This is a genomic window from Nocardia sp. MH4 (genome assembly GCF_019266065.1).
GTDB lineage: Bacteria > Actinomycetota > Actinomycetes > Mycobacteriales > Mycobacteriaceae > Nocardia > Nocardia canadensis.
Genome location: NZ_LPNR01000103.1, coordinates 14,569 through 40,146, shown reverse-complemented (window position 1 = coordinate 40,146; position 25,578 = coordinate 14,569). Strand labels below are relative to the sequence as shown.

Sequence of the window (25,578 nt, the reverse complement as noted above, 5' to 3'; positions counted from 1 at the left end):
CGGGCGCTCATCCGAGTCGCCGGACAACTGCGGCGCCGCCGAGTCCCAGCGCCGCCGGAATGGTGATCAACGCGTACTCGCCGTCGACGCGACGCAGCTGATCGAGTGCGTTGACCAGCAGTGCGCCGCCGGCGGCGCCGAGCGGATGGCCGGTCGCCATCGATCCGCCGTTGGGGTTGACCCTGTCCGGGTCGAGCTTCAGCTCCCGCATCATGACGAGCACCGAGGCCGCGAAGGATTCGTTCGCTTCGACGACATCGAGTCGGTCGGCGGAGATCCCGGCGTTGCCGAGGGCACGTCGCGCTGCCACCACCGAGGCGGTCAACAGCGGAGAGCGCACCGCTGCCTGCGCGACGCCGACCACCTCCGCCACGGGTTCGGACCCGATGCGGGTCGCCGCGGCTGCGGTGCCGAGCACGGCAGCAGCCGCGCCATCGCAGAGTTGCGGAGCCGTCGCCGCGGTGTGCAGCCCGACGGCGGGCCGCGGCGCACCGGGTAGCCGCTCCGCCACTCGCTCCCAGAGCGGATCCCGGCCGAACAGCGGCGCCAAGTCCGCGAGACCGGCCAGGCTGATGTCGTCGCGGGGTCCCTCGTCCGCGGTGAGGATCGTTCCGGTGTCGGAACGCACCGGCACGATCGAACCGGACCGGGGTGCGGCGAGGGCACGGCGGTGCGAGGTGACGGCGCACTCGTCGAGTTCGGCTCGGGTGAATCCGTACTGCGCGGCGGTAAGATCCGCCGAGACGCCGATCGTCACGAATCCGGTCCGTTCGCCGAGGTCGGCGTCTTCCGCGAAGGCGGGCCGGTCGGACATCATCGGCACGCGCGACATCGATTCGACACCACCGGTCACCACGACGTCCGCGATGCCCGCGGCGATCTTGGCGGACGCTGTCTCGATCGCGTCGATTCCCGAGCAGCACAGTCTCGACACCACGCCGGCGTTCACGGCGTCGGGCCAGCCTGCCCAGAGCACGGCGGCGCGGGCGACATTGCCGCCCTGGTCTCCGACCGCGGTGCTCGTCCCGATCACGACGTCGTCCACCACGTCCGGCGACAAGCCACGCTCCTGAACGGCCGAGAACAACTGGGCCAGAAGGTCGTAGGCGGGGACGTCGGCGAGGGTACCGCCGTGTCGGCGGACCCGGGCCTTGGGAGTGCGAACGGCGTCGTAGATGTAGACGCCGTCGGAGAACTGGGACACGGACTTCACCCCCGCACCTGGCGGCGATCCTGGACCATACGGAATCGGCCGGCCACGAAGGACTCGTCGGTCAGCGTCGCATTGCCCGCCGGATTGAGACCGGTGACGTGATAGTCGCTGTAGGCGGCCGCGTACTGCATCGGCATCGAGGAGACCAGATTCGCCGACAGCGACGCGCCCGCATCCGCGTAGGCGTCGGCGATGGCGTCGACGGCCGCGTCATCGGTGCAGTACAGGTACGAGCTGATCGCGCCGTGCCGACGGACGCTCGCGGTCGCGTGCTCGACGGCGGATTCCCGGTCGGCGCAGTCGATGACGAACGCCACGGGTCCGAATTGCTCGCCGTCGGGCAGCGGGTCGCCACGCCGTGGATCGACGCGGACCAGCAGCGGGGTCACCGCCCGCGCCTGCGGGTACTCGGGATGGACGTAGGCCGAGGGACGACGCACCAGGGTGCCGTCCGCCGCCGCCCGGTCGGTGAGGGCGTCGAGCGCCTGCCGGGTCGCTTCCGACTGCAGCGCACCGCAGACGGCGGCGGCGCGGCGCGGCGCGCCCGCGAGGTCGTCCATCGCCGAGCGGAGGGCGGCGACCACGTCGTCGCGGGAGACGGGGCCGTGGTCCGTGCGGACTCCCGCGTCGGGGATGTAGATGTTCTGCGGCGTGGTGCACATCTGCCCGCTGAACAGCGACAGGCCTCCGGCCAGAGTGCGCATGGCGGCGGGCAGGTCCCGGACCGAGTCGAGGATGACGGTGTTGACGCCCGCGGTCTCGGTGAACACCAGAGTGTTGTCGACGTTGCGCTCGAGCCATGTCCCGAAGGACTGGCTGCCGGTGAAGTCGACGATGCGCGTCGCGGGATCTGTGGCCAGCCGGGCGGCGACGGGATCATCGACGGTGTCGACGACGAGTTGGATCGCGTCGGTGGGCAGCCCGGCCTCGGCGAGGACCTCACGGATGACGCTCACGGCCACTGCCGTTGCCAGCACCGAGCGCGGGTGTGGTTTGACCAGGACCGGATTGCCGGTGGCGAGGTTGGCGAGGATCGCCGGGTAGGCGTTCCAGGCCGGGAACGATGCGCAGGCGATGACCAGTGCCGTACCGAGCGGGCGTGCACGGAACCGCTTGCGCAACGTCACCTCCGACGTGCCGAACGTCTGCTGCCAGGTCACTTCCGGGGGCACGCGGCTCATGGCCGCCCACGCCATCGCGACGGCTTCCAGTCCGCGGTCCAACGCGTTGGTCCCGCTCCCGCTGCAGGCCATAGCGAGACTCTGCCCGGTGGTGTGGGACGTGATCGCGGCGAATTCCCGACCCCGCAGATGAATTCGGTGCAGAGCTTCGAGACATACCCCGACTCGCAGCTCTACGTCGGCGTCGCGGAGGGCCACCGCCGCTCGCGCAGCGCCGCCGAGCGCTTCCTCCGCCGAAGGGGCGCTGTAGGTGACGTTCAGAGCCTTGCCGGTATAGGGCGACACCTCGTCGGCCGTGATCCGGCTGGGTGTCTGCACCGAAAGGCACAGGGTTGCTCCATCGTAGGAACCGACGATGTCTTCCGCCTGCCCGCATTCGGGCGGGGCGATGGCGGTGTATCCGGTCCACGCGGAGCGTGTCTGGTTGGCATCTACTGCGGCCTGCAGTAGATCGCGATGTGTTTCGAAGAACATGAAGGCTCGTTCCTGTCGACGGGGGTGCGACTGGGCGACATCGGCGGGTCCGCTGCGGAGAGATGAGCCGCGGCGTCCCACGCGCCGGTCACTACTATTATTGAAGTGAAGCAAGTCGCACAAAGTTTGTCAACGGTCGACTTCTCGGCAAGGCGGCGCTGCGCCGATCGCGCGCCAACCGCGGCAGGCAGGGCGGCCGGACCGCGCTGTCAGGCTTCGAAGATGACGGTCGTGCGTTGCAGATTCACATCGCAGCCACGGCAGCGCAGGGCGGGCCGCAGTGGGTTGCCACAGCCGTCGTGGCGCAGCCTCGGCCCCAGCTGCTCGGCCGGTACACCCGGGTGCGCCGTCGGTGTCCAGGCGAGAAGAAAGGCGAAGATCGGGAACAGCGCCCGCCCCCGGGGCGTCAGCACGTACTCGCGGCCGCCGTCACCGCGGGCGAGTATCTGCACGTCGGAGAGACGGGTCAAGCGTTCGGTGAGGGTCGTGGGTGAGATCTTCAGGATCGACTGGAACTCACCGAAGCGCCGGACACCCGACAGGGCGAGGCCGGTGACCAGCGCGCTCCACCGATCCCCGATCGCCTCCATCACCTCGGTGAACTGGAGATCGGCCCGGCTCAGGGCCGGCGAGTTCCGGGTCGACCGCCGACGACTGCCACGCGCCACCATGACCAGAGAGTCACGGTCCAGCTCGAGCCTCGCGTCTCGCGGCTTGACGGTCTCCCCGCAGTGCCCGCACACCAATTCCGGCGGGCCTCGATGCCCGCAGTCCACATGGACCATTTCGGGCTGGAGCAGCCCCTCGGCGGACCATTCGCGTTGCCACGACCACACACTGACCAGGAACTCCCACGTCGCGAGACCCAGGTCGGTGAGCATGTAGTCGTGCCGCTCGTGGCCTCCCGGCTGTGGGCGCCGCACCATCAGCCCCGCCTCGACCAGCGCGTTCAGGCGCGACGACAGCACCGCGGGCGGTGCCCCGGTCCGGTCGATCCACTGACTGAATCGCCGCACGTGGTCGACGAACGCGTCGCGAAGCACTGCGACGGTCAGACGGTCGCCCAGGAGGTCGATCGTCTGCGCCACCGGGCTCGGCGCCATCGCAGCCCCAGCCTCGTCGACCACAGCCACCCGCCTTCCCGAACCGGCGCCCGTCGCACCGATCGCGTCAGGCCTCCAACACAATAGCGATGCCCTGCCCCACCCCGATGCAGGCCGAGGCGACGCCGATTCCACCCCCGAGCCGTCGCAGGTGCCGCAGGCAGTCGATGACCACGCGAGCGGCGGACGCACCGAGCGGATGTCCCATCGCGATCGCCCCACCGAAGGGGTTGACCCGATCTGCCGAAATGCCGGGTAGCTCACGCAGACACGACAGAACCACCGCCGCGAACGCCTCGTTCAATTCGAGGACACGGACGTCCGCGGGCTTTCGCCCCGCCCGCTCCAGCGCCTTCCCGATCGCCGCGACCGGGGCCAGCGCGAACAGTTCCGGCTCGATCCCCACGACGGCCGACGCCAGAACCCGCCCGAGCGGCTCGACACCGAGTTCCTCGGCGACGGCTCCGCTCGCCACCAGCGCGGCGACCGCACCGTCACTGACCGGCGACGAGTTCCCCGCCGTGACGCTGCCGTTCGGGGAGAACGCCGGCTTCAGCGCGGCGAGCGCGGCACGATCGGCCGCACGGATCGGCTCGTCACGTTCGAGGCCCGCTTGCCCAACCACGAATCCGTCGTGCACACCGTCGGCCCACCCGCGGGTCGCGAGTTCGTGGGATCGCAGCGCCCACTCGTCCTGCTCACCGCGACCGACGCCCTGACGTGCAGCCACCAGTTCGGCGGAGCGGCCCAGGGATTCGACCCACGGTGCGGGAAATCGGGGGTTCGTCATGCGCCATCCGACGGTGGTGGACACCAGGTCGAGCGCGCGCGGGAAGGCCGAGTCGACCGGAGGCAGGACATAGGGTGCCCTGCTCATACTCTCCGAGCCTCCCGCGAGCACGATATCCGCGTCACCGACCGCGACCCGCCGGGTCGCGGCCAGCACCGCTTCGGCGCCGGATCCGCACAGTCGATTGACCGAGACACCAGGGATCGTGTGGGGCAAGCCCGCGAGCAGCAGCGCCATGCGAGCGATATTGCGATTGTCCTCACCTGCGCCGTTGGCGTTTCCCCAGACGACGTCATCGATGCGGGCAGGATCGAGCCCGGGGTGTCGGGCGACCAAGCCCGCGATCGGCAGCGCCGCGAGATCGTCCGCGCGGATGGACGACAGCGCACCCCGAGCGGAACCGAACGGCGTTCGAACCGCGTCGATCACCCACGGTGTCCGCCCTTCCCCTGCCGAAGTCGCAAATCGGGTCATGCCGCGCTCCTCTCCTGCCGGCGCCGAACTGTTGTTGCGTAAACCGGGCCGACTGATGTCTACTTCAATAAGTGTAGCGAAATGGAGGAGTAGGGCTCACATGTCTATCGCCAGTGTGGTGCGCGTCGCAGCCGCGCGCTTCGGTCCCGACGTCGCCGTGGAAGACGGCACGACCTCGCTCACGTTCAGGGAACTGTCCGACCGTGTCCACCGCCTCGCGGCAGGCCTCGCGCAGATCGGGGTCGAGCCAGGGCGCACCGTCCTCGTGCTGTTGCCCAACTCGACGGCCGCCGTCGAGATCGACCTCGCGTTGACCATCGGGGGCTATGTCCGCGTGGCGCTCAATCCACGGGTGGGCGAGCGGGATTGGGTGCGCATCATGGCGGACTGCGCACCCGCGGCGCTGATCTTCGATCCAGCGGTCGCCGGTGCGCGGGAATTCGCCCTGCGGTCGCCAACCGAGATCGTGATCGCGGCCGGCGCGGGAGATGACCTTCCATCACTCGACGACGTCCTCGCCCGGGCACCGGAGAGTTTCGCACTGCCCGACCTGGACCCCCGGTCGCTGTGCGCCCTCCACTATTCCTCCGGGACGACCGGAGTACCGAAGGGCGCGCAGCGATCGCACGCCAACCGACTCGCGTCGCTTCGCGCGATGCGTGAGCACGTCCTGGCGGGCACCCTGGACGGTGCCGAGCGCCCGGTCTTCGTCCACGCCGGGCCGATCATCCACACGAGCGGACTGTTCGTTCTCCCGCTTCTCGAGGCAGGCGCGCGCCAGGTCATTCTCGATCACGCTCGTCCCGCGGACGTGATCGACGCTGTCGAACGCCACGCCGCGACACACACCGCGCTCGTGCCCACCGTCATCGCGCGGATGCTCGACTTCGACGACGCCCGGCTCACACCGATGCGGAGGTTGCGCATGCTGGCGTACGCCGGAGCGCCGATGCCGGTCGAGCACATCCGCCAGGCGTACCAGCGGATCACGCCGAATCTCGTCCAGTACTACGGAATGGTCGAGGCGATCCCCCCGCTGACCGTGCTCGATGCCGCCGACCACCACCGCGGGATGACCGACGATCCCCGCCTTCTCAGCTCGGTCGGGCGGCCCTGCCCAGGAATCGAGATCGAATTCAGGGATGGCGACCGCCCCGTTCCCGACGGTGAGATCGGCGAGCTCGTGGTCAGCGGCGCGGCGGTCAGTCCCGGATACCACAATGCGGGTGCGCGAACGGATCTCGGCAAGAACCACGCGGACGGCGTCCTGTACTCGGGCGACCTCGGCCTGCGGACGGCCACCGGCTGTATCCATCTGACCGGCCGAAGCAAGGACATGATCATCACCGGCGGCTACAACGTGTACCCCCGCGAGGTCGAAGAGGTCATCTCCGGCATCGCCGGCGTGAACGACGTGGTCGTGGTGGGACTACCGGATTCCGTGTGGGGACAGCGCATCGCCGCCGCCTACACGGTCCACTCCGGTGCCGCCCTCGACGACGACAGCCTCCTCGCCGAGTGCCGAGACCGCCTGCCGGACTTCAAACGCCCCAAATCGGTCCACCGGGTCGAGGCAATCCCCCTGACACACCTGGGGAAGGTGGACCGCACGAACGCGGCACGCATGCTCGAGCGCCGCACGCAGGGCGCCTCTTCCCCATTCACCCACTGAACCGCTGACACCCCACTCCTGAGCAGGACACCATGATGAACACCCTTCTCGACTCTCTACGCCTCCCCGTGGTCGCCGCACCGATGTTCCTGGTCTCCGGCCCGGACCTCGTGGTCGCGGCGTGCCGATCGGGCATCGTCGGTTCTTTTCCGACCCAGAACTGCCGAACCGTCGAAGATCTCGACACGTGGATGGGGACGATCACCGACAGCCTGCGCGACGACGACGCGTCGCGACCCACCGGACCCTGGGCGGCGAACCTCATCACCCACAGCAGCAACGCACGATTGGCCGAGGACCTTCGACTCATCGCCGAGTACAAACCACAGATCGTCATCACCGCCCTCGGCTCGCCCCGGCCCGTCATGGATGTCGTCAAGAGCTACGGCGGTGTCGTCATCGCCGACGTGGTCAACATGAAGCTCGCGAGGAAGGCCGCGGAGGCCGGCGCCGACGGCATGGCCTGTGTCTCGGCCGGCGCCGGGGGCCACACCGGTCACCTCTCCCCGTTCGCCTTCACCTCCGCCGTGCGTGAGTTCTTCGAGGGGATGGTCATCATCGGCGGCGGCATCAGCGACGGGTACGGCGTCGCCGGTGCGATCACCGCGGGCGCCGACCTGGTGTACCTGGGTACCAGATTCCTGGCTGCCGCCGAAAGCACAGCCCCAGCGGCGTACAAACAGATGGTCGTCGACCACGGACCGGACGACCTCGTCGTCAGCGCCGCGATCACCGGAACCCCGGCCTCGTGGCTCAAGCCGAGCCTGATCGCGTGCGGCCTGGACCCTGACGATCTCGAACCGCCGACCGTCGAGAAGAACTACACCGCGGGCACCGCCTCGCTCAAGAGGTGGAAGGACGTCTGGGCCGCCGGTCAAGGTCTACAAACCATCCGAGCCGTCGAACCGGTGAGCACGATCGTCCACCGTATCGAAAAGGAGTACGACACTGCCCTCAGCCGAGTTGCGGGCCGAACGGCCACTCGTCTTCGGGCCGGAGGCGGATCTGCACGAGGTCGATCTCGGGGAGCGTAGCCAGAACCGGGACGGAGTCGGCATCGCTTTTCGATAGGTGTGTACTGGGCCACCACTGCACATCGCACGTATGCTTCCCACACCTGCGGAGAACGAGGGGGGAACAGGTGGGTGACACTCTGCATGTCGGCGACACGATCGGCCACGGCCAATTCCTGAGCAATGGGCGATTCCGCTTGACTCTACAGTCGAACGGAGTCTTGTCGCTCTCGGAATCCGCACGCGAGGTGACCGCGATGGCGCAGCGCGAAGATGGTCTCGTCACACAGATCATCGAGATGACCGCCGGTGGGCTCGTCGCCTACGATGCCGCCGGAACCGTGCTGTGGGAGGTCCCGTCGAGAGCGCCGGTCAGCTATGTGAAACTCGAAGGCGACGGGGACATCGCCATGTACGACGCGCGGGGCGAGGTCATCACTGCCCAGCACTCGGGGCGCTTTCGCACTGTCGGCGCGGAACTACGCGTCGGCGAGAGCCTGACGCGTGGCGAATCCATCACGCGAGGGGGGTTCGAGTTCGCCCTCGCCCGGGACGGGGTTCTGGTTCTGCGGAAGGGGATCGATGCGCTGTGGGTCTCCCCTCCAGACATCGTCCCTGCGACACGAGCAACCCTCCAGTTCAACGGACGATTCACGGCGCACGGTGAGGAAGGAGAGAACTGGAGCTTCGGCCCCGGCAGCCGCGACATCGACCGGTTGACTTTCCGCGATGACGGCGAGCTCGTCATCCTGTCGCGCACCGGCAGGCAACTGTGGTCCCTGCGCACCGGAACAGGATCGACAGCACCGATCGATATCGGGCGGAAACTGGACAGAGGCGAGTCGATGCAGATCGGTGAGCAGCTCCGAAAAGGAGTCTGCACGGTCACCCTGCACGAGAACGGGAACCTGGTGTGGCGGATGGGTACGCAATTCTTGCGTGAATCCTTCACCGGCGAATACGGATTCGAACGTCTCAGCATGAACTTCAACGGCAGCGCATCCCTGGACACGGCCGACGACATGTTCTTCGATCTCTCCGAAACCGCGGGCAGCGCCGCGACGCGGCTGTCGCTGCACCGGGACGGACGCCTCGTGCCCACCAGCGATATCGGAACGGCGATCAGCGACGACATTCGGGGATTCACCCCGTACGATCTCGGCTACTCGTTCCTGCCTGTTGGTGACGGGTTGACGCATGGCCGGTATCTGAAGAACGGCACCACCACACTCACGTTCGGACCGGACGGAAACCTGACCCTGCACCACGGCAGCTCCATCTCCTGGAACACCGAAACCGCCGGCACCGGAGCGGATATCGTGCTCCTCGACGACAGCGGAAATCTCAGGCTGTCATCGAGCGGCGGCGACGTGTGGCAGACATATACGGTCGGATATCGAATCGACGCACTGGAGATCAACAGCTCGGGCACCGCCGAACTCAGATCGGAGAACTCGGTTCTCTGGTCTTCGGCACATGGTCGGCTCGTCAGCGAGTTCCATCTCGTCGGGCACTACTTGCCGCGCGACGCCAGCTTGCGCTGCGGCGACTACCTCAGCAACGGAAACTACACGCTGACCTTTCGTTCCGACGGCGCCCTGGAACTGCGCTCCAGCGAAGCCGACAACGCCACCGGATGGGTGCGAAACGCCGGCTGCGGTGCGGTTCGGGCAACCCTGCAGGGGGACGGGAATTTCGTCGGCTACGACGCGCGCGGCCGTCCCGTGTGGGCTACCGGCACCAATGGCGTGGCGGTCAGCTGGCTCGTCCTGTACGCCGAGGGAACGGTGGCCCTCGTGAACTCCGCGGAACAACAGGTATGGTCGATAGAACCGTCGCGAACACCACCGGTCCAGCGACCACCGGCCGAACAATCCCCTGCCGTCGCCGGTGTCGTCCAGGAACCCGCACAGGCCGGCGTTTTCGCCACGATGCTGGAGCCGTATCACCAGGAAGCCATGGCCCAGGCCGAGGAATTTCGGGCAGAGATGATTTCCCGTGGCACCGAGATAATCGGCGAGGTCGTTCGAACCGGGTTCCAGACGCTCGGAGACTTCTTGAACGAGTAGGAGCGCCGCCGTCGGAAGCGCACGTCAGCGCGTCCGCGGAGAGTCAGAGGCGCGGGCTGCGCACCGGTCATGACGTCATCGCCTGCGGCTGAACAGCTCCGCTGCGGTGTACTCGCGACTCGGCAGGGTGTCCAGGGCCGCTACGATCCGACGTTCCTCCCACTGGAAATGGGACTCCAGAATCGCCGACAGCCCAGCGATCTCCCCACGCACCGTGTCGAGTCTCTCGACGCTGAGCTCGGCGAGCGCGGCGGTCATCCGGGTCAGGATGTCTGCGACCAGATGGTGGTCGGCGGCGAGTTCGGCCAGTACCGGTGCCAGATCGGGGAAACGCTGGGCCAGAAGGGGAAACGCCGTCCGATCCTCGCTCGTATGGTGGTCGGTGAGGGCCTGGCAGAAGGCCAGGCAGTGCGTACGCAAGTCTCGCAGCGGGCCGATCGGTTCGGTGTCCGGATACTGCTCCAGTGCGCGGGCGATGCGGCGCAGTTCGCCCCGCAGCCAGTGGTGGGTGTCGATCAGTTCGCGGCCCAGGGCGCCGACGTGCTGGGATTCGGTGGACATGGCGATCTCTCCTCGTGACGGAGGCCGGATGCGGCCATCGCTGCCGACGAGGACACGCGAAGGCCGAAAAATGCTGGGGCAGTAGGGTTATGCGCCACGCACGGCGCGAGCCGTGGTGTCAGCAGGGCAGGAGAAGTGGTCCCATTGGCTGCCTTCCGAAAGTGGTGCCTCCATGCCTACGCCGTCCACCCGGCGTGTACACGCGACACCGCATCCTATGCTGCGGCGGCGAGGGGACTGTTCGCCATTACCAATTCGGCATCGTGGCCGCCCGAGCGCGGCGAGTGCGCGGGCGGCCGAAGTCCTCGCCGAATGTCGCGACACACAATCACATGCCCGATGTGCTCACCCTGGCCGGTTGATGGGTTGCGTCGAGAGGGATCAACGAGCCGAGGTGAACTCGGGCCGTTTCAGTGCACGCTCAGGCCGACTACTGCGTGGTCGGGAATCCTGCAGGCAGCTCGGCGGAGTCGAGGATCGCCGAGGCGGCAAGGACCGCGAGTGGGCTGAAAGCCGCTGCGACCTGCCTGGAGAGGGGCCTATTGATCTCAATGTCGTCAGCCCTAGACGACTAGGAGACACTGGTGATCGAAGGGGCAGTGGACGTGGCGCTAACGCTGGGGTGCGAGGGGCAGCTTTGTGCCTTGCTGGATCGGGGCGAAGATCGCGACCGAACCACGGTGCCGATCAGCATCACGCCGAGCGTGGCGGCGACGTTGTGCCGAGCATGTTCGATTTCCCTTTCCTCAACAACATTCACGTTCAGCCAAGCATGCCGGTACGAGCGTCAGCCGCATGGCCGCGGCAGACTTGCTCCCGGCTCCGGCAACACCAGAAGCGCCCGAGATCAGTGATTGCACCAATCCCTGGAACATCGACCCGGCGAAGTGCCTGCTCACCTCCCCGTCGGCATCGTGATCCGCAGCTCCGGCGGACGAAGGAGGTCAGGGTGCCTGCGGCGTCGGTGCCCGGTAGGCGGCGAGGAAGACTTCGACTCCGGCGTCGGCATAGTGGTCGAGTTCGGCATCGGTGAATCGGGTGTCGTCACCGCAGAACATGACCTTGTTGACCGGGACCGAGACCACCAGCCAGGTGAAATGATTCGCGGCCAGCTCGGGCTCGCCGGTGCGCAGCAGGCCGCGTTCGGTCAGTTGCGCGAAGCAGGAGGCCAGCATGGCGTGGACGCGTTCGGGGCCGGCTTCGAAGTAGGCCCGACCCAGCTGCGGGAAGCGGCCGGCCTCGGCGATGACGAGCCGACGCACCCGTAGCTGCGCGGGCCGGGTGAGCAGGTGGACGAACCGGTGCGCCACCATGCGCAGGGTGGTCTCCACGTCGTCGGCGGAGGCGAGCTCGCCGATGGCTTCCCGGAACACCTGGTCGATCCCGCCGAGGCGGTCGAACACGATCTGCTCGAACAGCTTGTCCTTGCTGCCGAAGTGTTTGTAGATCGTCTGCTTCGACGAACCCGCGACTTTGGCGATCTCGTCGGTCTTCGCGCCGAGGTAGCCGTCGCGCAGGAACACCTCCATGGCCGCCTCCATGATCCGGCGGCGCGCCTGCTCGGCCGCGGTGTTCCCGACGAGGTCGGGTGCAGTTTCGGTCTGGGGCATGAGGCCTCCGGTATGTCGGATTCTCGGATCTGTTGACACCGACACCAGTGTACCGTACTGTTCAGTTCACCCAGAACTGTACGGTACAGTACACACCCTGAATCGAGCCGAGGACCTGCTCATGACCACCACTACCCCCGTCGCTCCCACCCTCGACCCCGCAGCGCACCACCACCACCACCCCGCGCTCGTCATCGCCGCCACCACCGCCGCAGCGCTGGGCGCGAATCTGGCGCTGTGGCTGGCCGGTTCGGCCGCCGGTGCGGAATTCAGCTACCTCGGCAACGGGACCACCGCCACCGCGACACTGATGTGGGTCGCAGCCGAGACCGTGCTGCCGCTGCTGGTCGGACTCGGGCTGGCGACGGTGCTGGCGCTGCGTTGGCGCCGCATCCTGACCGTCGCCTCGGTCATCGGCGCGGTGGCGGCCCTGGCGACCGGGATCGGCCCGCTGGTGACCGATTTCGACTCCACCACCAGCTCGGTCTGCCTGGCGCTGATGCACCTCGTTGTCGCCGCGGCCGTCGTGATCGGGCTGCGTTCGGTCGCGACGTCGCTGCACTGACCTTCACCACCCAGCACCACTGTTCACCCACACTCTCTCGACCGATCGGCCGAGAACGACCACCACTGATGGAGAATCCGATGCGCAAGATCATTTCCAGCCTCTTCGTCTCCGCCGACGGCGTCGCCGAAGCCCCTGACACCTGGCACTTCCCCTACTTCAACGACGAGATGGGCGCCGCCATCGGCGCCGGTATGGGTACCTCCGATGCCATGCTGCTGGGCCGGGTGCAGTACGAGGAGTTCGCCGCCCACTGGCCCACCAGCGACGACGAGTTCGCCGGCTTCATGAACAACCAGAAGAAGTACGTCGCCACCACCACGCTCACCGAAGCCACCTGGAACAACACCGAGATCATCGGCGGCGACGTCCTCACCGGGATCAGCGAACTCAAGACCACCGACGGCGGCGACATCGCCATCACCGGAAGCCTCACCCTGGTCCAGTCCCTGCTGCGCGCAGGCCTGCTCGACCAGCTGCAGCTGTTCGTCCACCCCATCGTCCTGGGCAAGGGCGCGCGCTGGTTCGACAAGCTCGACGACAGCGTCGAGCTGAAACTCGCCTCGGCCGAGGCGTTCAGCACCGGCGTGATCAACCAGATCTACACCCCCGCCAAATAGCGGTCACCACCACCGAACCCGAACGGGCTGTCGGGGTCGGCGTCGTTCTCGGCGAGCTGAGCGCCGGCCTCGACACACCACACCGACGCCGGAGAACGCGGCGTCGTGCTCGGACGGAGGAATCAGATCATGTCGATGGGGCAGTCGGTCGCCCACGATCGCGGGAGCGCTCGGCCGCTCGGAGCCCTTGCCGTCGCGGCGATCTCACTGATCACCGCGACGCTGATTTCGAGTCTGATCAGCGTGATCGTCGACGGAGTCGCTCTCGCGGACTTCGAACGCACGTGGGATCAGATGGCGGCGACGGGTCAGTGGCCACGGGGCTCGGAACTGGAATGGCAGTCTCGAGCCTGGCTGCGAAATCTCACGCTGGTCCTGCAGTTCGCGGGTGCGGTCGTATTTCTGTCCTGGTTGTGGCGGGCCCGCCGCAATGCCGAAAGGCTGTTCGCGCGGCGGCATCGGCTCTCGATCGGGTGGGTGATCGGGGCTTGGGTGTGCCCGATCGTCAACCTGTGGTTCCCGCGCACGATCATGATCGATGTCGTTCGGGCCGCTGACCCGCGCTCCCCGAACAAGAAACAGCGGGGGCCCGGTAACGGGCTGGTCAACGCGTGGTGGTCGGCGATGCTGCTCAGCTGGCTCCTCACGTTTGTAGCGATGGTGCTGCGGCTGCCCGTGATACGGACAGAGTCCACCGACGACTCGATCGCTTTCGGCGTCGCACCGCTGGGCGGGTCGGGCCTGATCGTGGTGGAGACGATCGCGATCGGCGTGCTGGCATGCGCAGCAGTGCTGCTGGGCGCGATCATGCTTCGGGTGCAGCGCGGGCAAGAGATTCGCGCCACGAACCAGCCGGAATCGGACTTGTCCGGGAACCCGCGGACAGCGCCGATAGGTACCACCACCGCACCCCACCAGCCACGGACCGCTGCCGCAACCATCGCGGTGGCGCCCTGCCCGGCACCGCTGCCCGAGCCCGCTGCACCGGCCGAACCGCCCACCCTGCCGCTGCGCGACAGCGATCCCACGGCGATCGGACGATTCACGCTCATCGGCCGCCTGGAATCCACCGGCCTCGGCGACAGCTACCTGGGTCGTGACGAGAACGCCGGCTTGGTCGTCGTCCGCACCGTTCACCCCGACCGTATGGACCGCGGTGAACTCGCCCGTACCTTCACCGCTGCCCGTACCCTGCGCGGCGCTCACATACCCGCCGTGCTCGACGCCGATGCCGATGCCGAAAGGCCGTGGATAACGACCGAGTACGTCCCTGGCCCCACCTTGCGCGAACTGGTTGCCGCACGCGGCCCGCTACCGTCACCGATGGTCGAGGCCCTCACAGTCGACCTCGCGCACGCCCTGTCGGCCCTACGCGCCGGCGGCCTGACCCACGGTGGGCTCACCCCCGACTCGGTGATACCGGCGGACGCCGGACCCCGGATCATCGGCGTCGGGTCACCCGCACCGCCACCCTCGGCTTTCAGCGCACCCGAACAGTTCACCGACGACTCAAGCGGCCCCGCGTCCGACATCTTCTCCCTCGGCGGTGTGCTGGTCTACGCGCTCACCGGCCGAACGCCCTTCGGTGACAGCGGCGGCGCGAACCTGCTGCATCGCATGACCACCCAGCTGCCCGACCTCACCGGCATCCCCGAATCCAAGCTGCGGACGGTGCTCCTCGGCTGTCTCACCGTCCACCCGGATGCCCGACTCACGACCGGACAGATAGTCGGGCAGCTCGCCACCACACCGTCGACCACTTCTGCACCGGGCGGCGTCGCGGCAGTACCACGACCGAACACCCCGGCACCGGCCGCCGTGGTGACGTCCCTCCCCACCCCGGCCCCGCGCGTCGTGGCAACGCAGCGACGAACTGTGCTCGCGGCCGGAGTCGTGGCGGGTCTGGGATTGGCAGGCGCCGGCGCGTTCGCAGCGACCCGGCTGTGGGACGATCCCGCAGCGGATGCGGTCGCGATCGAGGCCGTGCCCGGAAGAGTGCGCTGGAAAAGCGGACCGAACTCCTATGGCGATCTCGCGGCAATCCCACCCGCAGCGCACGGCGGGCGGTTGTTCGTCGCGAACTCCAACACGCTATCCGCTCTGGAAGCGTCCACCGGCCGCAGCGTCTGGCAGGCACCGCTCGGTGCGCTCGACATCAAGAGCGGCCCGATGCTCAGCGGCGACACCGTGATCGTCGGCGGCAGCAAGCTCGTGGCGGGATTCGATGCCGCTACCGGCGCCCTGCTCTGGCAGGGCGCCGGTAGCGCGAGTTTCGCCATGGCTACGACGCACCAGCCCGCCTACGTCTACGCCGAGGAGGCCGTCGGGCGCGAAAGCGCCGTGATTGCCTTGGACGCCCGAACGGGCCACCAACGTTGGCGCTACGCCCAACGCGGAACAACTTTCGGGTTTTTCGGCGCCGACGGTGACACCGTCGCGGTCGTAGACGGCACGGCATTCGCGCTCCTGGACGCCGCCACCGGCGTTCCGAAGGGGCGCATCGAAGTGGGCCACGACGCGTTGGCGCAAGTCGGTGTCGTCGGCGCTACGGTTGTAGTTCAATCACCCATCGCACCGAACCTGCGGGTGTTCGATCTGGTCACCGGACAGCAGCTGTGGTCGTCGAGATCCGCTGCGGCTTTCGGAGCCGCCGTCGGCGACAACGTCTATATCGGCGGCGGTCGAAACAACTACGGCGGAGGCGGCCCTGCCCCCGCGCCGCTCTCGGCCCACGACATCCGCACCCGCCGTACCCTCTGGACGAGGGAACCGCAGCAGATCATCGGCGCACCGGCGGTCGCCAACGGCACGATCTACGCGGTCTGGGGTTCCGAGCTGTACGCCCTGGACGCGACGACAGGAAGCACCCGCTGGAACACGATCGGCCTGCGCGCCACCAGTAGCCCCGTCGTCATCGACAAAACCGCCTATCTCTACAGCCGCGGCGGCGTCACCGCAGTGGAGTTATGAGCAAGCCGCGGCGCTCCCAGGGGTTCCTCGACATCGCCGGACGACAGGTAGACAACCGGCCGATCAATACGACCTCGTCGGGCCGACAGCCCCTACGGGAGGGAAACATCAGGTCGGCTGGCTAGATCGCAAAGCGAGTCTCAACGGGGCCGGAGCAGCTGAACAGGACTTCGAGCTCTGCTGAAAGCGACTTCGAACATTGACACGAGGAGCCGTTCGGAAACGACCGTATTCCGAACATCGACGGGGCAAGAAGACGGGGTCGACCGGGAAGACGCCAAAGTGCGGATACTCGAAAGTTACCTGGGGCATCGCTACCTGACCGAGAAGCTGGAAGAAGCGAGGCTGGCCCGACAGCCGGAGGATATCGGCGAGACAACGCTTGCGCGCGATGTTCTGGAACGAACAGTGGCTGAGCTCGAAGGGCAGGCAACGATCCACATCTAGATAGTGTCCTCGCAGGAGCAGCGTTCGAAGGCGCTGAATGACAAGCAGATCTGCAATGCCGGAAGGCCCCACGAATACCGTCGCTGACCCGCCCCTGATCGGATGATTTCCAGTAACGCCCCGGCCGCGTCCGGGGCGCCCGCGCGAGGACTCGCAGACGCTGGTGTTCGGAAAACCGATCGGAAACCGGCAATCTCGCATTGGACTGTCGGCCACTTTTCCCGAACCGGCGGAGGGGTTTTCAGCGCGTGAGAGCTTGACATGCGGCGTCACCGTCGGGCGATCATGGCCCATGAACTGTCACGGGTAAAGGACCGGCTTCTGATTTAGACCAGCGCCGGTCGGCGTGGCGATTGTTGAGAGTAGTAGCAGAAGGCGACCTGGTGGCCGCGGCGGCGTAGATAGCATGTCATCTTGCGGCGCCCATACATTTGCTCTGAACTACCCGCCAAATCACGCAGAGCGTTCTCCACGTGCGCGTCGGCGATATAGCGGGCCGAGGCGGGCCGGCGGCGGCTTTGCGGTAAGTCCTTGGCGCGAACTGGATTCCGTGCACTGAGAGCGCACTACAGATCGACTCGACGCCATAGACCTGGCGGTATTCGTCGATGAAACCGACGATCAACGGTGTCGCGGGTCGAGTTCCCGCGCGAAAATGGCTGATGCCAGCTTCAGAATCTCGTTGGCCTGCTTGAGCTCTCGCGCTTCTTTGCGGAGTTTGGCCAGCTCTTCACGTTCAGCCGCGGCCAGTCCGCCCGCGGAATTCTTGCCCGGCCGCGATCCCTCGGCCATGGCCTTTTTCACCGACACCCGCAACGTCTCGTAGTACACATCGACCAGCGGGCCGGTCGCCCTGGCGGCGGCATACAGGGACTCGAACTCATCCAGACGCTCCAAAACCAGGCGCACGGCCTTCTCACGAACGTCGGGGGATAACGCTTCGGCATGATGACGACCATCTTCCACTAGGAAGAAGCCGCCCCCGGCCCGTGACGGTTCACGCTAAAACGTGAAGAGAGCCTGCGGATCCCAGCCGGGGCCTCGCGCCCGTACCTGGACGCCGTGGTCCGCGGACAAGACAATGGGCTCACGAACGCTCGCCGATCTTGGAACGCTGGATCAGCCGCGACAGGTGCGGCACTGTAGGGCGAACCAGGGAAGGGAATCTATGAAGTCGATCGACACAAGTCTGCGGACGGACTCCTCGCGAAAGCCGGCCCTCGAATCCATCCGCGCCGCGCTGCGGCGGATCGGCGGGCACGTCATCTCACCGGGCCGTCTCGCTGCCCCGGTCGCCCTGGCGGTGCTGGTATCGGGTCTGGGCGCGCTGAGCGGCCCGGAGGCACACGCGTCCGAGGTCACCCAGCGCAGCTACACCAATGCAGCGGGCACCCGCGACTACTACCTACACGTCCCGCCCGGTGATCTTGCGGGCAAGCCCCTCATGATCTACCTGCACGGCTGTACCGATCCGGAGGCGCAGCTGGCCGGCAACGGGTTCGCGCTGACGCGGGTCGCCGACGAATTGGGCTTCGTTCTCGCGTACCCGATCCAGACCCGAGCAGCCAACGAGCGCCACTGCTGGAACTGGTTCGATCCGGCCAACCAGCAGCGCGAGACCGGTGAGCCGTCGATTGTCGCGGGCATCACCACCACCCTGATCGAGGAGTTCGGGCTCGATCGCGACCGGGTCTATGTCGGCGGCTACTCTGCGGGCGGCGGCATGAGCACGGTCATGGCCGCCACCTACCCGGACCTGTACGCCGCGATCGCACCGATGGCCGCAGGGCCGTACGGGATCAACCCGCAGCCGCCATACACCGACATCACCGGCGCCGGCATTATCGAGGCCATGGGCCCGCGCGCCCGCCCGGTGCCCGCCTTCTTCCTCCAGGATCTGGCCGACCAGACCAGCCTCTACCCGATCGGACGCGCGAACATCCTGCAGTGGCTCGGCGCCGACCGGCGGGCGGGCATCCGCACCCTCGCGGACACCCCTACCGCCGTCACCACCACCGCCGATCCGGTGCCCGCGACTATCGAGCACTACTCGAGCCAGGGCTGCGAGCTGGCCCAATTCGTCACACCGATCGGACCGGATCACATCGGCGGCGGACTACTGATGCAATCGACCAGCGGTCTGGCCCTGCAACGCAGAATGATGGAATTCCTGCTGGCGCACCGACTTCCCGGCCTGCAAGGAGCCTGCTGACCCGGCCGTCCCGCGCCCCGGCTCGACGGTGGTGCACGCAGTCACCCGAAGCGATCATGGGATTCTGGCAATGAAACACGACTCCCCCACAGTCCTGGAAGCACTCGACACAGCCTGGGACCCAGAACGCGGATACCTCGGCAACCTCCGCGACGGCAGATTCGTCCCCGAGCTGGGTGACGCGTACCTGGAGCTCCTCCAGACGATCGAGATACCCGAACGAGAACGGCTTCACCCCGACTTCGTCCGACTGCTGTGGTTCGCCCCGCGGTTCTCCGAATGGCAGACCCAACGCACCGTAGATCGAGGAGCCGACCGGGTCGAACTATCGAAGTACTCGAACCTGATTTGGAACGCAATCATAGAACTGCTCGGTGCTGAAGTTCCCCCGCCTTCTCGGAGAAGCCCCTCGACGTCGCCACGCCCGAGTGCACACCGAGGTAGGTACTGCGGCAGCCGTTCCAATTCTGAGGTGACTGACCGAACTGTGGTATTTCGGTGGGGTGACCACGCGAGCGTGCGAACCACCCCGCCCGCGAGTCGAGGTAGAGGTCGATCGAGTCGAGTACGTGGATTCGGCCACGTGACGGTCTTCCGCGTGGGCCGAACGATGACGAAAGGCATTAATCTCAAAGCCTTTTCGACCATGTGTCGAACACCACACTCCGAAAGAATCGACCCATGGACACCATTACCCCCGCCGAGAACATCGAGCGCCAACTGCTTCGCATCAGCTGGGATGTGTGCTGGTCACACCCCCGACGCGCATTCATCGCTTACTGCGTCGACTTTCCAAATCTGTCGTGCTCGCACCCGACGTCGTCCGATGCGGCGCTGGACGGATTGGAGAACATGGTCCGGATCGAGCTGCGCCGAAGCCAGTGACGATGTCGTCCCAGGCGATGCCACGCCTCGCCGGCTTCAGGCCCGAGTCGCGAGAAATTCGACGCACGTGTGGATGGTCGCCAGACGCGGATAGTCGCATTCATCGATGCGGATTCTCGTCGCTGCCGAGATTCGTGACGGTGATACTCGCCGGCGCGGCATCCGAGGACAGGAGTCGTGCCGAACGCGCCCGGTCTACGGCACCCCGGAGCCGCACCATGAGCTCACCGAGCGGGACCGGTTCGTCGCGTGCAACCAATCGGTCGCGGCACGAAGATCAAGGATCCGGGTCTGACCCGCCGCCACCGGCACCTCCGGAGATCGCGGCGACACCGATCACCGTCGTTCCGTCATGCTCCACCGGCGGGGCGTACACACGTTCGACCGACATCGCTTCTTTCACGGTTGCGACCACGTCATCGAATCTCATCGGGTTTCCTCCGCGCATCCGCAGGGCTGGTAATCGTTCCGCGCTGTTGAACACTGTCTTCCGATTCGACCACCCGTCCTCGGCGGTCGACGGGGACCGCCGACCCTGCCTCGGGTGCCGTTCGTTGTCTCATGTCAGGCATCAGTGGATGACCGACGCGCGTGGCCGCGCGATGATCAACGGGCACTCGATGCCGTGCAGAACCGCGTGGGCCACCGAGCCGAGAACGGCGTCGGACAGCCTGGCGCGGCCGTGACTGCCGACGACCGCCAGTTGAGCGCGGGAGGCTGCGGCGAGAATCGCGTTGGCGGGTCGATCCTCGACGACGATGCGATCGACCTCCACGTCGGGATAGTTCTCAGCGAAGCCGGCGAGGCTCTCGGCGAGCCTCGCCGCGGCAGTGGCCCGCAACGCGGCGGGCGACTGCGAGCGGCCGAATTCAGACCAAGCGTGCACCGCCCGCAGCACGACCCCACGACGGGCGGCTTCGTCGAAGGCGATGGCGAGCGCCGCCATGCTGCGGGCCGTCCCGTCGACTCCGACCACCACCGGGCCGTCCCGTGGGACCGCCGATTCGGGAATCACCGCTACCGCGCACCCGGCGTGTCCGGCGATCGACGAGCTGATCGAGCCGAGCAGCGTCCGGCGGAACGCGCCGAGGCCGCGGCTACCGACGACGAGCAGGCGCGCAGATTCGCTGCGGTGGCGGAGCGCGGCACGCGCTGAGCCGAGGACGACTTCCGAGGTGATCGTGACCTCGGCGATCGGCGCCGTCACCACCACTGCCTCGGCCGCCGCCGACGCGACGATCTTCTCACCGTCGCGGCGTAGTGCCTCGAGATCGAAGTGCGGACCACCCAGACCCGGACCGGAATCGACCGGGACATCGACAGCGCAGACGAGCACCAGTGAGACTCGATGGTGGGCAGCGTATTCGGCGGCCCAGCGCAATGCCCAACCTGCTTGTTCCGAACCGTCGACGCCGACGACAACCGGCCCCGGATGCGCGACAACGCTCATAGTCGATTCCCCTTCCGCTGCTGCCAGCATGCGTGCACCGCCGGGCGGGCGACAGGGGCACACGACTCACGTCGGGGGGCCATTCGTCGTTCGTGTCCTCGTCAGCCGGGCGACGGCATGTCATGGTCACCGCCGCGTCGATGACGGGGCTAACGAGGGCGTGACCTGTGGCGATCCAGGAGGGTCTTCCGACCCTGTTCGCTTTGTTCCCTGGACGCGCACAGTCGAACGGTGAGTCGCGCACTCCGCGCGACCGGAGGAGGAAACACGCGATGCTCGGATACCAGATCCATCAGATCCTGCACGCCATGATGATGCTGATGCACGAATGGGGCGTCTTCCCGCCGATGGAGCCGATGTAGCCACGGCTCGCGGTACGGATGACGTCCACGAGGGCATCGCCCACGCCATCCGGCCGAGGGCGAGTATGTCCGACTGCGAACACGACCGACCTGGGCGAGTCACCAGCCGCGGCCGCGCTGGTCGTCGCGCGATACCTGCGTCGTAATGCCGAAGGTGGGATTGCCCGGCTCATGCGATCGCGACTTTGTGCCTGATTCGGCGACGCCGATGAACGCCGGGACCCCGGCCAGGTCTGCTGTCCGGCTGCTTCGTACTGCCACCGTGCTGGATTGACCGATTCCGACGGTGTCAGGAGCCGCTCGGTACGGCGACAACGGAGCCGTGGACCTCGCAGGTAGCCGCGAGGGTGTTGTACACGGTGCCGTACCCGGCCAGATTGCGCTGCAACAGGTCCAGACGTCGTTGGGGCTCGTCGGTGACCAGTCGCAGCTGGTAGGTGAACTCGGTGAACTTCGGCGGGACGTCCTGACGACGGGCGGTCACTTGTACCTCGGCGCGTTGGTAGCTGAACGACAGCAGATCCTCCGCACGCGCCAGGTTCTTCAAGAGGCAAGCCGCCAGTGCCGCAGCCAGCAGGTGCGCCGGACCCGGCAGCCCTGACGGCGCCTTTCCCCAGCTGGTGTCCAGATCGATAGTTTCCTGGCCGGCGTGCACCTGAGCGGGCCCGGCCCCGGCAATCGAGGCGGCAGTGACGGTGTAGATCGTCGGCGCGGCCGACGACGTCGTAGTATCGGCGTTTTGCATGCCCCGAGCTTGTCGCACGGCCGTGCAGACCGGCCAGGGTCCGACGTCACCAGTCCAGGGGCGCTTCGGCCGTGTCGCCGCACCTGGACAGGGCCATACGATCACCCCATCGACGACGAGACACGCCACGCACCACGTGGAAGGGAGCCGAGATGACAAGCAAGGACTATCCGGAGATCAACGACCACCTGCGCGCGGTCATGAACCAACTCGGTCGCGAAATCCCCTCGACCATGCGGTCTTTCGGCGGACTACACGCTGCCGCAATCGGTGCGGGAGCGCTCACCGGTGCGACAAAGGAATTGATGGCCCTGTCCATCGGCATCGCCGTGCACTGCGACGGCTGCATCGCCTACCACGTCCACGACGCCATCGCCGCGGGCGCCACCCACGCCGAGGTCGTCGAAACCATCGGCGTGGCGATCATGATGGGCGGCGGCCCCGCAGTCGTCTATGGCTGCGAGGCGTTCGAAGCCCTCGAACAATTCGAAACCGCCGCCCGCCGATAACGCTGAGCTGTGTAATCGCATCCGACTAGGACTGTGATCAGCAGCAGCGCCATCGGGGACGCCAGATCGATCGCCCCACCACACCCGAACGGCGACCTTGCCGGCACGGGCGACGACCCACTGGAGCCCGACCAGAATCGACATTGTCGAGTTTCTGTGGAGTTTGACCAAAACCACGTCAAATCTTCGGGTATGAGAAGAACTGAACCGATTTGGGACCGCTTCCGTCTTTGAGGAAGATGGTTTCGTCTCATGTCGAAGCGTGTACCCACCCGAGGTTCGCGAGAAGGCCGTGCGTCTGGCTCTCGAACGGCTCGATGAGTAATCACCACGCACCGCCTCGGTCTTGCAGAGCCCGATCGTGGTCTCGGCGAGCGCATTGTCGAAGGCGTCCCCAACCGAGCCGATCGACGGGAGGATGCCCGAACGCATCAGTGTCTCAATGCCTTTCACTGACGCGTGTTGAGATCCGGCGTCGCTGTGGTGAATCGTGGACCCGGTCCACGGCCGTCCCTGACGCACCCGCCGCGCGGCAGATTGCCGGATCGCCGACTCCACGAACGCGGCCTGTTTGCTGGGCGAGCATTTCCAGCCCGCGATCTGCCCGGCGTAGGCGTCGGCGACGAACGCGGTGTAGAAGAACCCGCCGCTGACCAATCGCACGTAGGTGAAATCGGCGACGACCAGCAGATTCGGAGCCGGAACCCGGAAATTCCGGTCCACCAGATCCGCCGCCCGCGTCCCGCCCGGTTCGGCCTCGGTAGTGCGAATTGCCCTGCGCCGCGACACACCCCGCCATCCGTCGACACGGATCAACCGCTCCGCCCCGCTCCGGGCGACCGGGATGCCCTCGCGTCGCAGATGGCCGCCCCATATCTTCTCCGCGCCATAGAGCGATTCGGGTTTGCGATGACCATGCTCGTCGGGTTCGTCGAAACGCCGTCGGACTAACCCTCATCGACCTCGGTTTGGCGGAACCACTTCCGCGGCGTCTCCGCGGTCATCCCCCACCGGGACGACACGGCCTTGATCGCCGCCCGCTCGGTGGCGTAGTCCTCACGGTGATCGAGAACCAGCCGCACGGCCTTCACACGGGTCGCTGCATGACCAGTCTGGTGCTGTGTTCGGTGCCCGACCAGTCGGCCGCCCTGAGCGAGATCGCCCGAGTCCTCGAGCCGGGCGGGACGCTGCGGTTCTTCGAGCACGTCCGATCCGAGTCGGCGCGGATGCGGCGAGCGCAGCACGTCCTCGATGCCACGATCTGGCCCCCGCTCAACGGCGGCTGCCACACCGGCCGCGACACCCTGCGCGCCCTCGCCGACGCACGCTTCACTGTCACCGAATGCGAGCGAGTCCGGTTCCCCGACAACAGTTTTCCGTTCCCGGCGGCCGAACACGTCCTCGGCACCGCCGTGTTGCGCGATCGGCGTCCGTCGTGACCGGCCCCGTGATGCCCGAAGCCTCGCCCGGAGTATCTGGCGCTGCCGAAATGTCGGTCCAACTGCTGGAACGAATGCTCGACAGACTGGGAGAAAACGCGCAGGCGGCAACGGTTTTCGGTGCCCCGGTCACCGTCGACGCGGTCACGGTGATACCGGTCGCGCGGGCAGGGTTCGGCTTCGGCGGAGGTCTCGGGCGCGAATCCGGTGCCGACAAGGTCGCTGAAGGCGGCGGGATGGACGTGCGGCCGTTGGGCTTCATCGAAATGCGCGACGGCGTCGCTCGCTATCGTCCGATTCGCGACCCGTGGGTCGATGTCGTGGTCCCGCTAGCCGCGATCGCCGCCGGATTGGGCGCCCCGAGGTTGTTTCGCGCAGCCCTTCGACTGCGCAGGACGCGACGCCGCTGCGGGCCCGTGTCGATGCCGGGCCGTGCGCCCGTCAGGCGGATGCGAAGGCGAGGGGGAGTTCGGCCAGGCGCCATTCGAGCATTCCGTCGTGGAGGCGGATCGCTCGGCGACCATGGTCGGTGAGCAGGCGCACGGCATCGTGGGCCAGTACGCAGTACTCGCCGCGGCAGTAGACGACGATGTCGGTGTCGCCGGGGAGCTCGGCGATGCGGTCGGCCAGCTGGTCGACGGGGATGTTGACCGCAGCGGGGATGTGGCCTGCCTGATATTCCGGCGCGGGGCGCACGTCCAGGACGATGATGTCTCCGGATTCGGCGCGGGCCAGCAGTTCCTCGCGGGTCATCTCCGGGCTGTCCGCGGGACCTAGGTAGCTCTCGCGGGCCGGCGCCACAGCAGGCTGGTGAGCTTCGGCGACCTTGCGCAGCAACGCGAACAGTTGCGCCACGTCCTCACCGGCGAGGCGGTAGTGGATGCGCACCCCTTCACGGCGGGTCGCGACGAATCCGGCCTGCTTGAGAGTCTGCAAGTGCGCCGACGCGGTCGTGAGGTTCAGCCCGGCAGCGGCGGCGAGCGATTCGACACTGCGCTCCCCCTGGGCCAGCAGATCGAGCAGCTCGAGTCGTTTGCCGCTGCCCAGAGCCTTACCGCTGGCAGCGAACGACTCGTACAGCGCCGCCTTCGCGGCGGTGCGATCAACACTCACGGTTCCTCCAATCATCTGTGGAATATGGTACGTGCCTGCATCGCGGGCGTACCGATTGCCACGGAGAGTTGTCTTCCATGAAACCATGGAATAGTCTCTAC

Annotated in this window: 23 protein-coding genes, 1 pseudogene and 1 other annotated feature; of the genes and pseudogenes, 12 read left to right on the top strand and 12 right to left on the bottom strand. The window is 67.0% G+C overall.

The genetic code is table 11. The annotated features are described in order from the left end of the window. Window positions 1-7: 7 nt before the first annotated feature. The 4 genes from ATM97_RS17045 to ATM97_RS17030 form a co-directional block, all read right to left on the bottom strand. Window positions 8-1,213 carry a thiolase family protein gene (locus tag ATM97_RS17045; protein ID WP_308248520.1) on the bottom strand — a complete coding sequence of 402 codons (1,206 nt, stop codon included), beginning with the start codon at window positions 1,211-1,213 and terminating at the stop codon, window positions 8-10. After that, window positions 1,210-2,712: an aldehyde dehydrogenase family protein gene (locus tag ATM97_RS17040; protein ID WP_218719008.1), complete on the bottom strand. Its 1,503-nt coding sequence runs from the start codon at window positions 2,710-2,712 to the stop codon at window positions 1,210-1,212. The genes ATM97_RS17045 and ATM97_RS17040 overlap by 4 nt, the downstream gene beginning before the upstream one ends. Before the next feature lie 365 nt (window positions 2,713-3,077). Further along, on the bottom strand, window positions 3,078-3,995 hold the full coding sequence (locus tag ATM97_RS17035; RefSeq protein WP_308248519.1) for a helix-turn-helix domain-containing protein: 918 nt from the start codon (window positions 3,993-3,995) through the stop codon (window positions 3,078-3,080). Window positions 3,996-4,038: 43 nt separating this feature from the next. Then, entirely contained in the window at window positions 4,039-5,190 is a 1,152-nt protein-coding gene (locus tag ATM97_RS17030) for a thiolase family protein (RefSeq protein WP_308248518.1), read from the bottom strand. On the opposite strand from ATM97_RS17030, the gene ATM97_RS17025 reads away from it, so the two are divergent. The 3 genes from ATM97_RS17025 to ATM97_RS17015 all read left to right on the top strand — a co-directional run bounded on the left by ATM97_RS17025 (window position 5,135) and on the right by ATM97_RS17015 (window position 9,989). Then, complete coding sequence (locus tag ATM97_RS17025) at window positions 5,135-6,907, top strand: class I adenylate-forming enzyme family protein (RefSeq protein WP_218719006.1); 1,773 nt, start codon at window positions 5,135-5,137, stop codon at window positions 6,905-6,907. The genes ATM97_RS17030 and ATM97_RS17025 overlap by 56 nt on opposite strands. Window positions 6,908-6,939: 32 nt before the next feature. Continuing rightward, window positions 6,940-7,941, top strand: a complete 1,002-nt coding sequence (locus ATM97_RS17020) for a nitronate monooxygenase family protein (protein ID WP_218719005.1) — start codon at window positions 6,940-6,942, stop codon at window positions 7,939-7,941. 107 nt (window positions 7,942-8,048) lie between these two features. Further along, window positions 8,049-9,989, top strand: a complete 1,941-nt coding sequence (locus ATM97_RS17015; protein WP_218719004.1) for a hypothetical protein — start codon at window positions 8,049-8,051, stop codon at window positions 9,987-9,989. 75 nt (window positions 9,990-10,064) lie between these two features. Here the strand turns inward: ATM97_RS17015 and ATM97_RS17010 are convergent, their stop codons facing one another. After that, window positions 10,065-10,550, bottom strand: a complete 486-nt coding sequence (locus tag ATM97_RS17010; RefSeq protein WP_218719003.1) for a hemerythrin domain-containing protein — start codon at window positions 10,548-10,550, stop codon at window positions 10,065-10,067. A 944-nt stretch (window positions 10,551-11,494) separates the two neighbouring features. Further along, window positions 11,495-12,160, bottom strand: a complete 666-nt coding sequence (locus tag ATM97_RS17005) for a TetR/AcrR family transcriptional regulator (RefSeq protein ID WP_218719002.1) — start codon at window positions 12,158-12,160, stop codon at window positions 11,495-11,497. A 121-nt stretch (window positions 12,161-12,281) separates the two neighbouring features. On the opposite strand from ATM97_RS17005, the gene ATM97_RS17000 reads away from it, so the two are divergent. From ATM97_RS17000 to ATM97_RS16985, 4 genes are all read left to right on the top strand, one after another. Continuing rightward, window positions 12,282-12,725: a DUF6069 family protein gene (locus ATM97_RS17000; protein WP_218719001.1), complete on the top strand. Its 444-nt coding sequence runs from the start codon at window positions 12,282-12,284 to the stop codon at window positions 12,723-12,725. 80 nt (window positions 12,726-12,805) lie between these two features. Further along, on the top strand, window positions 12,806-13,345 hold the full coding sequence (locus ATM97_RS16995; protein ID WP_218719000.1) for a dihydrofolate reductase family protein: 540 nt from the start codon (window positions 12,806-12,808) through the stop codon (window positions 13,343-13,345). A gap of 129 nt (window positions 13,346-13,474) precedes the next feature. Continuing rightward, window positions 13,475-16,315: a PQQ-binding-like beta-propeller repeat protein gene (locus tag ATM97_RS16990; protein WP_218718999.1), complete on the top strand. Its 2,841-nt coding sequence runs from the start codon at window positions 13,475-13,477 to the stop codon at window positions 16,313-16,315. Window positions 16,316-16,597: 282 nt separating this feature from the next. After that, the gene (locus ATM97_RS16985) at window positions 16,598-16,762 is read left to right on the top strand and encodes a hypothetical protein (protein ID WP_218718998.1); all 165 of its coding nucleotides are present in this window, start codon (window positions 16,598-16,600) and stop codon (window positions 16,760-16,762) included. Between the two features lie 532 nt (window positions 16,763-17,294). Then, window positions 17,295-17,423: a sequence feature (AL1L pseudoknot), on the bottom strand. Here ATM97_RS16985 and ATM97_RS16980 read toward each other — a convergent pair. After that, complete coding sequence (locus ATM97_RS16980; protein WP_218718997.1) at window positions 17,384-17,728, bottom strand: hypothetical protein; 345 nt, start codon at window positions 17,726-17,728, stop codon at window positions 17,384-17,386. (Overlaps the previous feature by 40 nt.) 202 nt (window positions 17,729-17,930) lie before the next feature. Here ATM97_RS16980 and ATM97_RS16975 point away from each other — a divergent pair, with 202 nt between their 5' ends. Continuing rightward, window positions 17,931-18,974: a PHB depolymerase family esterase gene (locus ATM97_RS16975; protein WP_218718996.1), complete on the top strand. Its 1,044-nt coding sequence runs from the start codon at window positions 17,931-17,933 to the stop codon at window positions 18,972-18,974. Between the two features lie 681 nt (window positions 18,975-19,655). Next, complete coding sequence (locus ATM97_RS16970) at window positions 19,656-19,859, top strand: hypothetical protein (RefSeq protein WP_218718995.1); 204 nt, start codon at window positions 19,656-19,658, stop codon at window positions 19,857-19,859. Between the two features lie 277 nt (window positions 19,860-20,136). On the opposite strand, the gene ATM97_RS16965 is transcribed toward ATM97_RS16970, so the two are convergent. From ATM97_RS16965 to ATM97_RS16955, 3 genes are all read right to left on the bottom strand, one after another. Further along, a complete protein-coding gene (locus tag ATM97_RS16965; protein ID WP_218718994.1) occupies window positions 20,137-20,289 on the bottom strand; it encodes a hypothetical protein in 153 nt (50 codons plus the stop codon). A 141-nt stretch (window positions 20,290-20,430) separates the two neighbouring features. After that, window positions 20,431-21,309 (bottom strand): universal stress protein, encoded by an 879-nt coding sequence (locus ATM97_RS16960; protein WP_218718993.1) that lies wholly within the window; start codon window positions 21,307-21,309, stop codon window positions 20,431-20,433. Between the two features lie 651 nt (window positions 21,310-21,960). Then, on the bottom strand, window positions 21,961-22,416 hold the full coding sequence (locus ATM97_RS16955; protein WP_218718992.1) for an OsmC family protein: 456 nt from the start codon (window positions 22,414-22,416) through the stop codon (window positions 21,961-21,963). Window positions 22,417-22,568: 152 nt separating this feature from the next. Between ATM97_RS16955 and ATM97_RS16950 the strand changes: the two genes are divergently transcribed. Then, on the top strand, window positions 22,569-22,925 hold the full coding sequence (locus tag ATM97_RS16950) for a carboxymuconolactone decarboxylase family protein (RefSeq protein ID WP_218719072.1): 357 nt from the start codon (window positions 22,569-22,571) through the stop codon (window positions 22,923-22,925). Between the two features lie 324 nt (window positions 22,926-23,249). Here the strand turns inward: ATM97_RS16950 and ATM97_RS34425 are convergent. After that, window positions 23,250-24,064 (bottom strand): annotated as a pseudogene (locus ATM97_RS34425) (DDE-type integrase/transposase/recombinase); the annotation flags it as partial. On the opposite strand from ATM97_RS34425, the gene ATM97_RS16945 reads away from it, so the two are divergent. Next, window positions 24,029-24,364: a class I SAM-dependent methyltransferase gene (locus ATM97_RS16945; protein ID WP_218718991.1), complete on the top strand. Its 336-nt coding sequence runs from the start codon at window positions 24,029-24,031 to the stop codon at window positions 24,362-24,364. The pseudogene ATM97_RS34425 and the gene ATM97_RS16945 sit on opposite strands and share 36 nt — an antisense overlap. Continuing rightward, window positions 24,268-24,897, top strand: coding sequence for a spore germination protein GerW family protein (locus ATM97_RS35020; RefSeq protein ID WP_374104873.1), 630 nt, complete (start codon window positions 24,268-24,270; stop codon window positions 24,895-24,897). Before ATM97_RS16945 ends, ATM97_RS35020 begins: the two co-directional genes overlap by 97 nt. Here the strand turns inward: ATM97_RS35020 and ATM97_RS16935 are convergent. After that, window positions 24,806-25,477, bottom strand: a complete 672-nt coding sequence (locus ATM97_RS16935; protein WP_308248517.1) for a metalloregulator ArsR/SmtB family transcription factor — start codon at window positions 25,475-25,477, stop codon at window positions 24,806-24,808. The two genes, ATM97_RS35020 and ATM97_RS16935, sit on opposite strands and share 92 nt — an antisense overlap. Window positions 25,478-25,578: the final 101 nt, after the last annotated feature.

Excerpts from the sequence above, each read along its gene's own strand:
- ATM97_RS16960 (WP_218718993.1), bottom strand. The coding sequence starts at position 21,309 with ATGAGCGTTGTCGCGCATCCGGGGCCGGTTGTCGTCGGCGTCGACGGT.
- ATM97_RS16990 (WP_218718999.1), top strand. The coding sequence starts at position 13,475 with ATGTCGATGGGGCAGTCGGTCGCCCACGATCGCGGGAGCGCTCGGCCG.
- ATM97_RS16975 (WP_218718996.1), top strand. The coding sequence starts at position 17,931 with ATGAAGTCGATCGACACAAGTCTGCGGACGGACTCCTCGCGAAAGCCG.
- ATM97_RS17010 (WP_218719003.1), bottom strand. The coding sequence starts at position 10,550 with ATGTCCACCGAATCCCAGCACGTCGGCGCCCTGGGCCGCGAACTGATC.
- ATM97_RS16995 (WP_218719000.1), top strand. The coding sequence starts at position 12,806 with ATGCGCAAGATCATTTCCAGCCTCTTCGTCTCCGCCGACGGCGTCGCC.
- ATM97_RS35020 (WP_374104873.1), top strand. The coding sequence starts at position 24,268 with ATGCGAGCGAGTCCGGTTCCCCGACAACAGTTTTCCGTTCCCGGCGGC.
- ATM97_RS17005 (WP_218719002.1), bottom strand. The coding sequence starts at position 12,160 with ATGCCCCAGACCGAAACTGCACCCGACCTCGTCGGGAACACCGCGGCC.
- ATM97_RS17020 (WP_218719005.1), top strand. The coding sequence starts at position 6,940 with ATGATGAACACCCTTCTCGACTCTCTACGCCTCCCCGTGGTCGCCGCA.
- ATM97_RS16950 (WP_218719072.1), top strand. The coding sequence starts at position 22,569 with ATGACAAGCAAGGACTATCCGGAGATCAACGACCACCTGCGCGCGGTC.
- ATM97_RS17000 (WP_218719001.1), top strand. The coding sequence starts at position 12,282 with ATGACCACCACTACCCCCGTCGCTCCCACCCTCGACCCCGCAGCGCAC.
- ATM97_RS16955 (WP_218718992.1), bottom strand. The coding sequence starts at position 22,416 with ATGCAAAACGCCGATACTACGACGTCGTCGGCCGCGCCGACGATCTAC.
- ATM97_RS17025 (WP_218719006.1), top strand. The coding sequence starts at position 5,135 with ATGGACGACAGCGCACCCCGAGCGGAACCGAACGGCGTTCGAACCGCG.
- ATM97_RS16970 (WP_218718995.1), top strand. The coding sequence starts at position 19,656 with ATGGACACCATTACCCCCGCCGAGAACATCGAGCGCCAACTGCTTCGC.
- ATM97_RS16945 (WP_218718991.1), top strand. The coding sequence starts at position 24,029 with ATGACCAGTCTGGTGCTGTGTTCGGTGCCCGACCAGTCGGCCGCCCTG.
- ATM97_RS16965 (WP_218718994.1), bottom strand. The coding sequence starts at position 20,289 with ATGAGATTCGATGACGTGGTCGCAACCGTGAAAGAAGCGATGTCGGTC.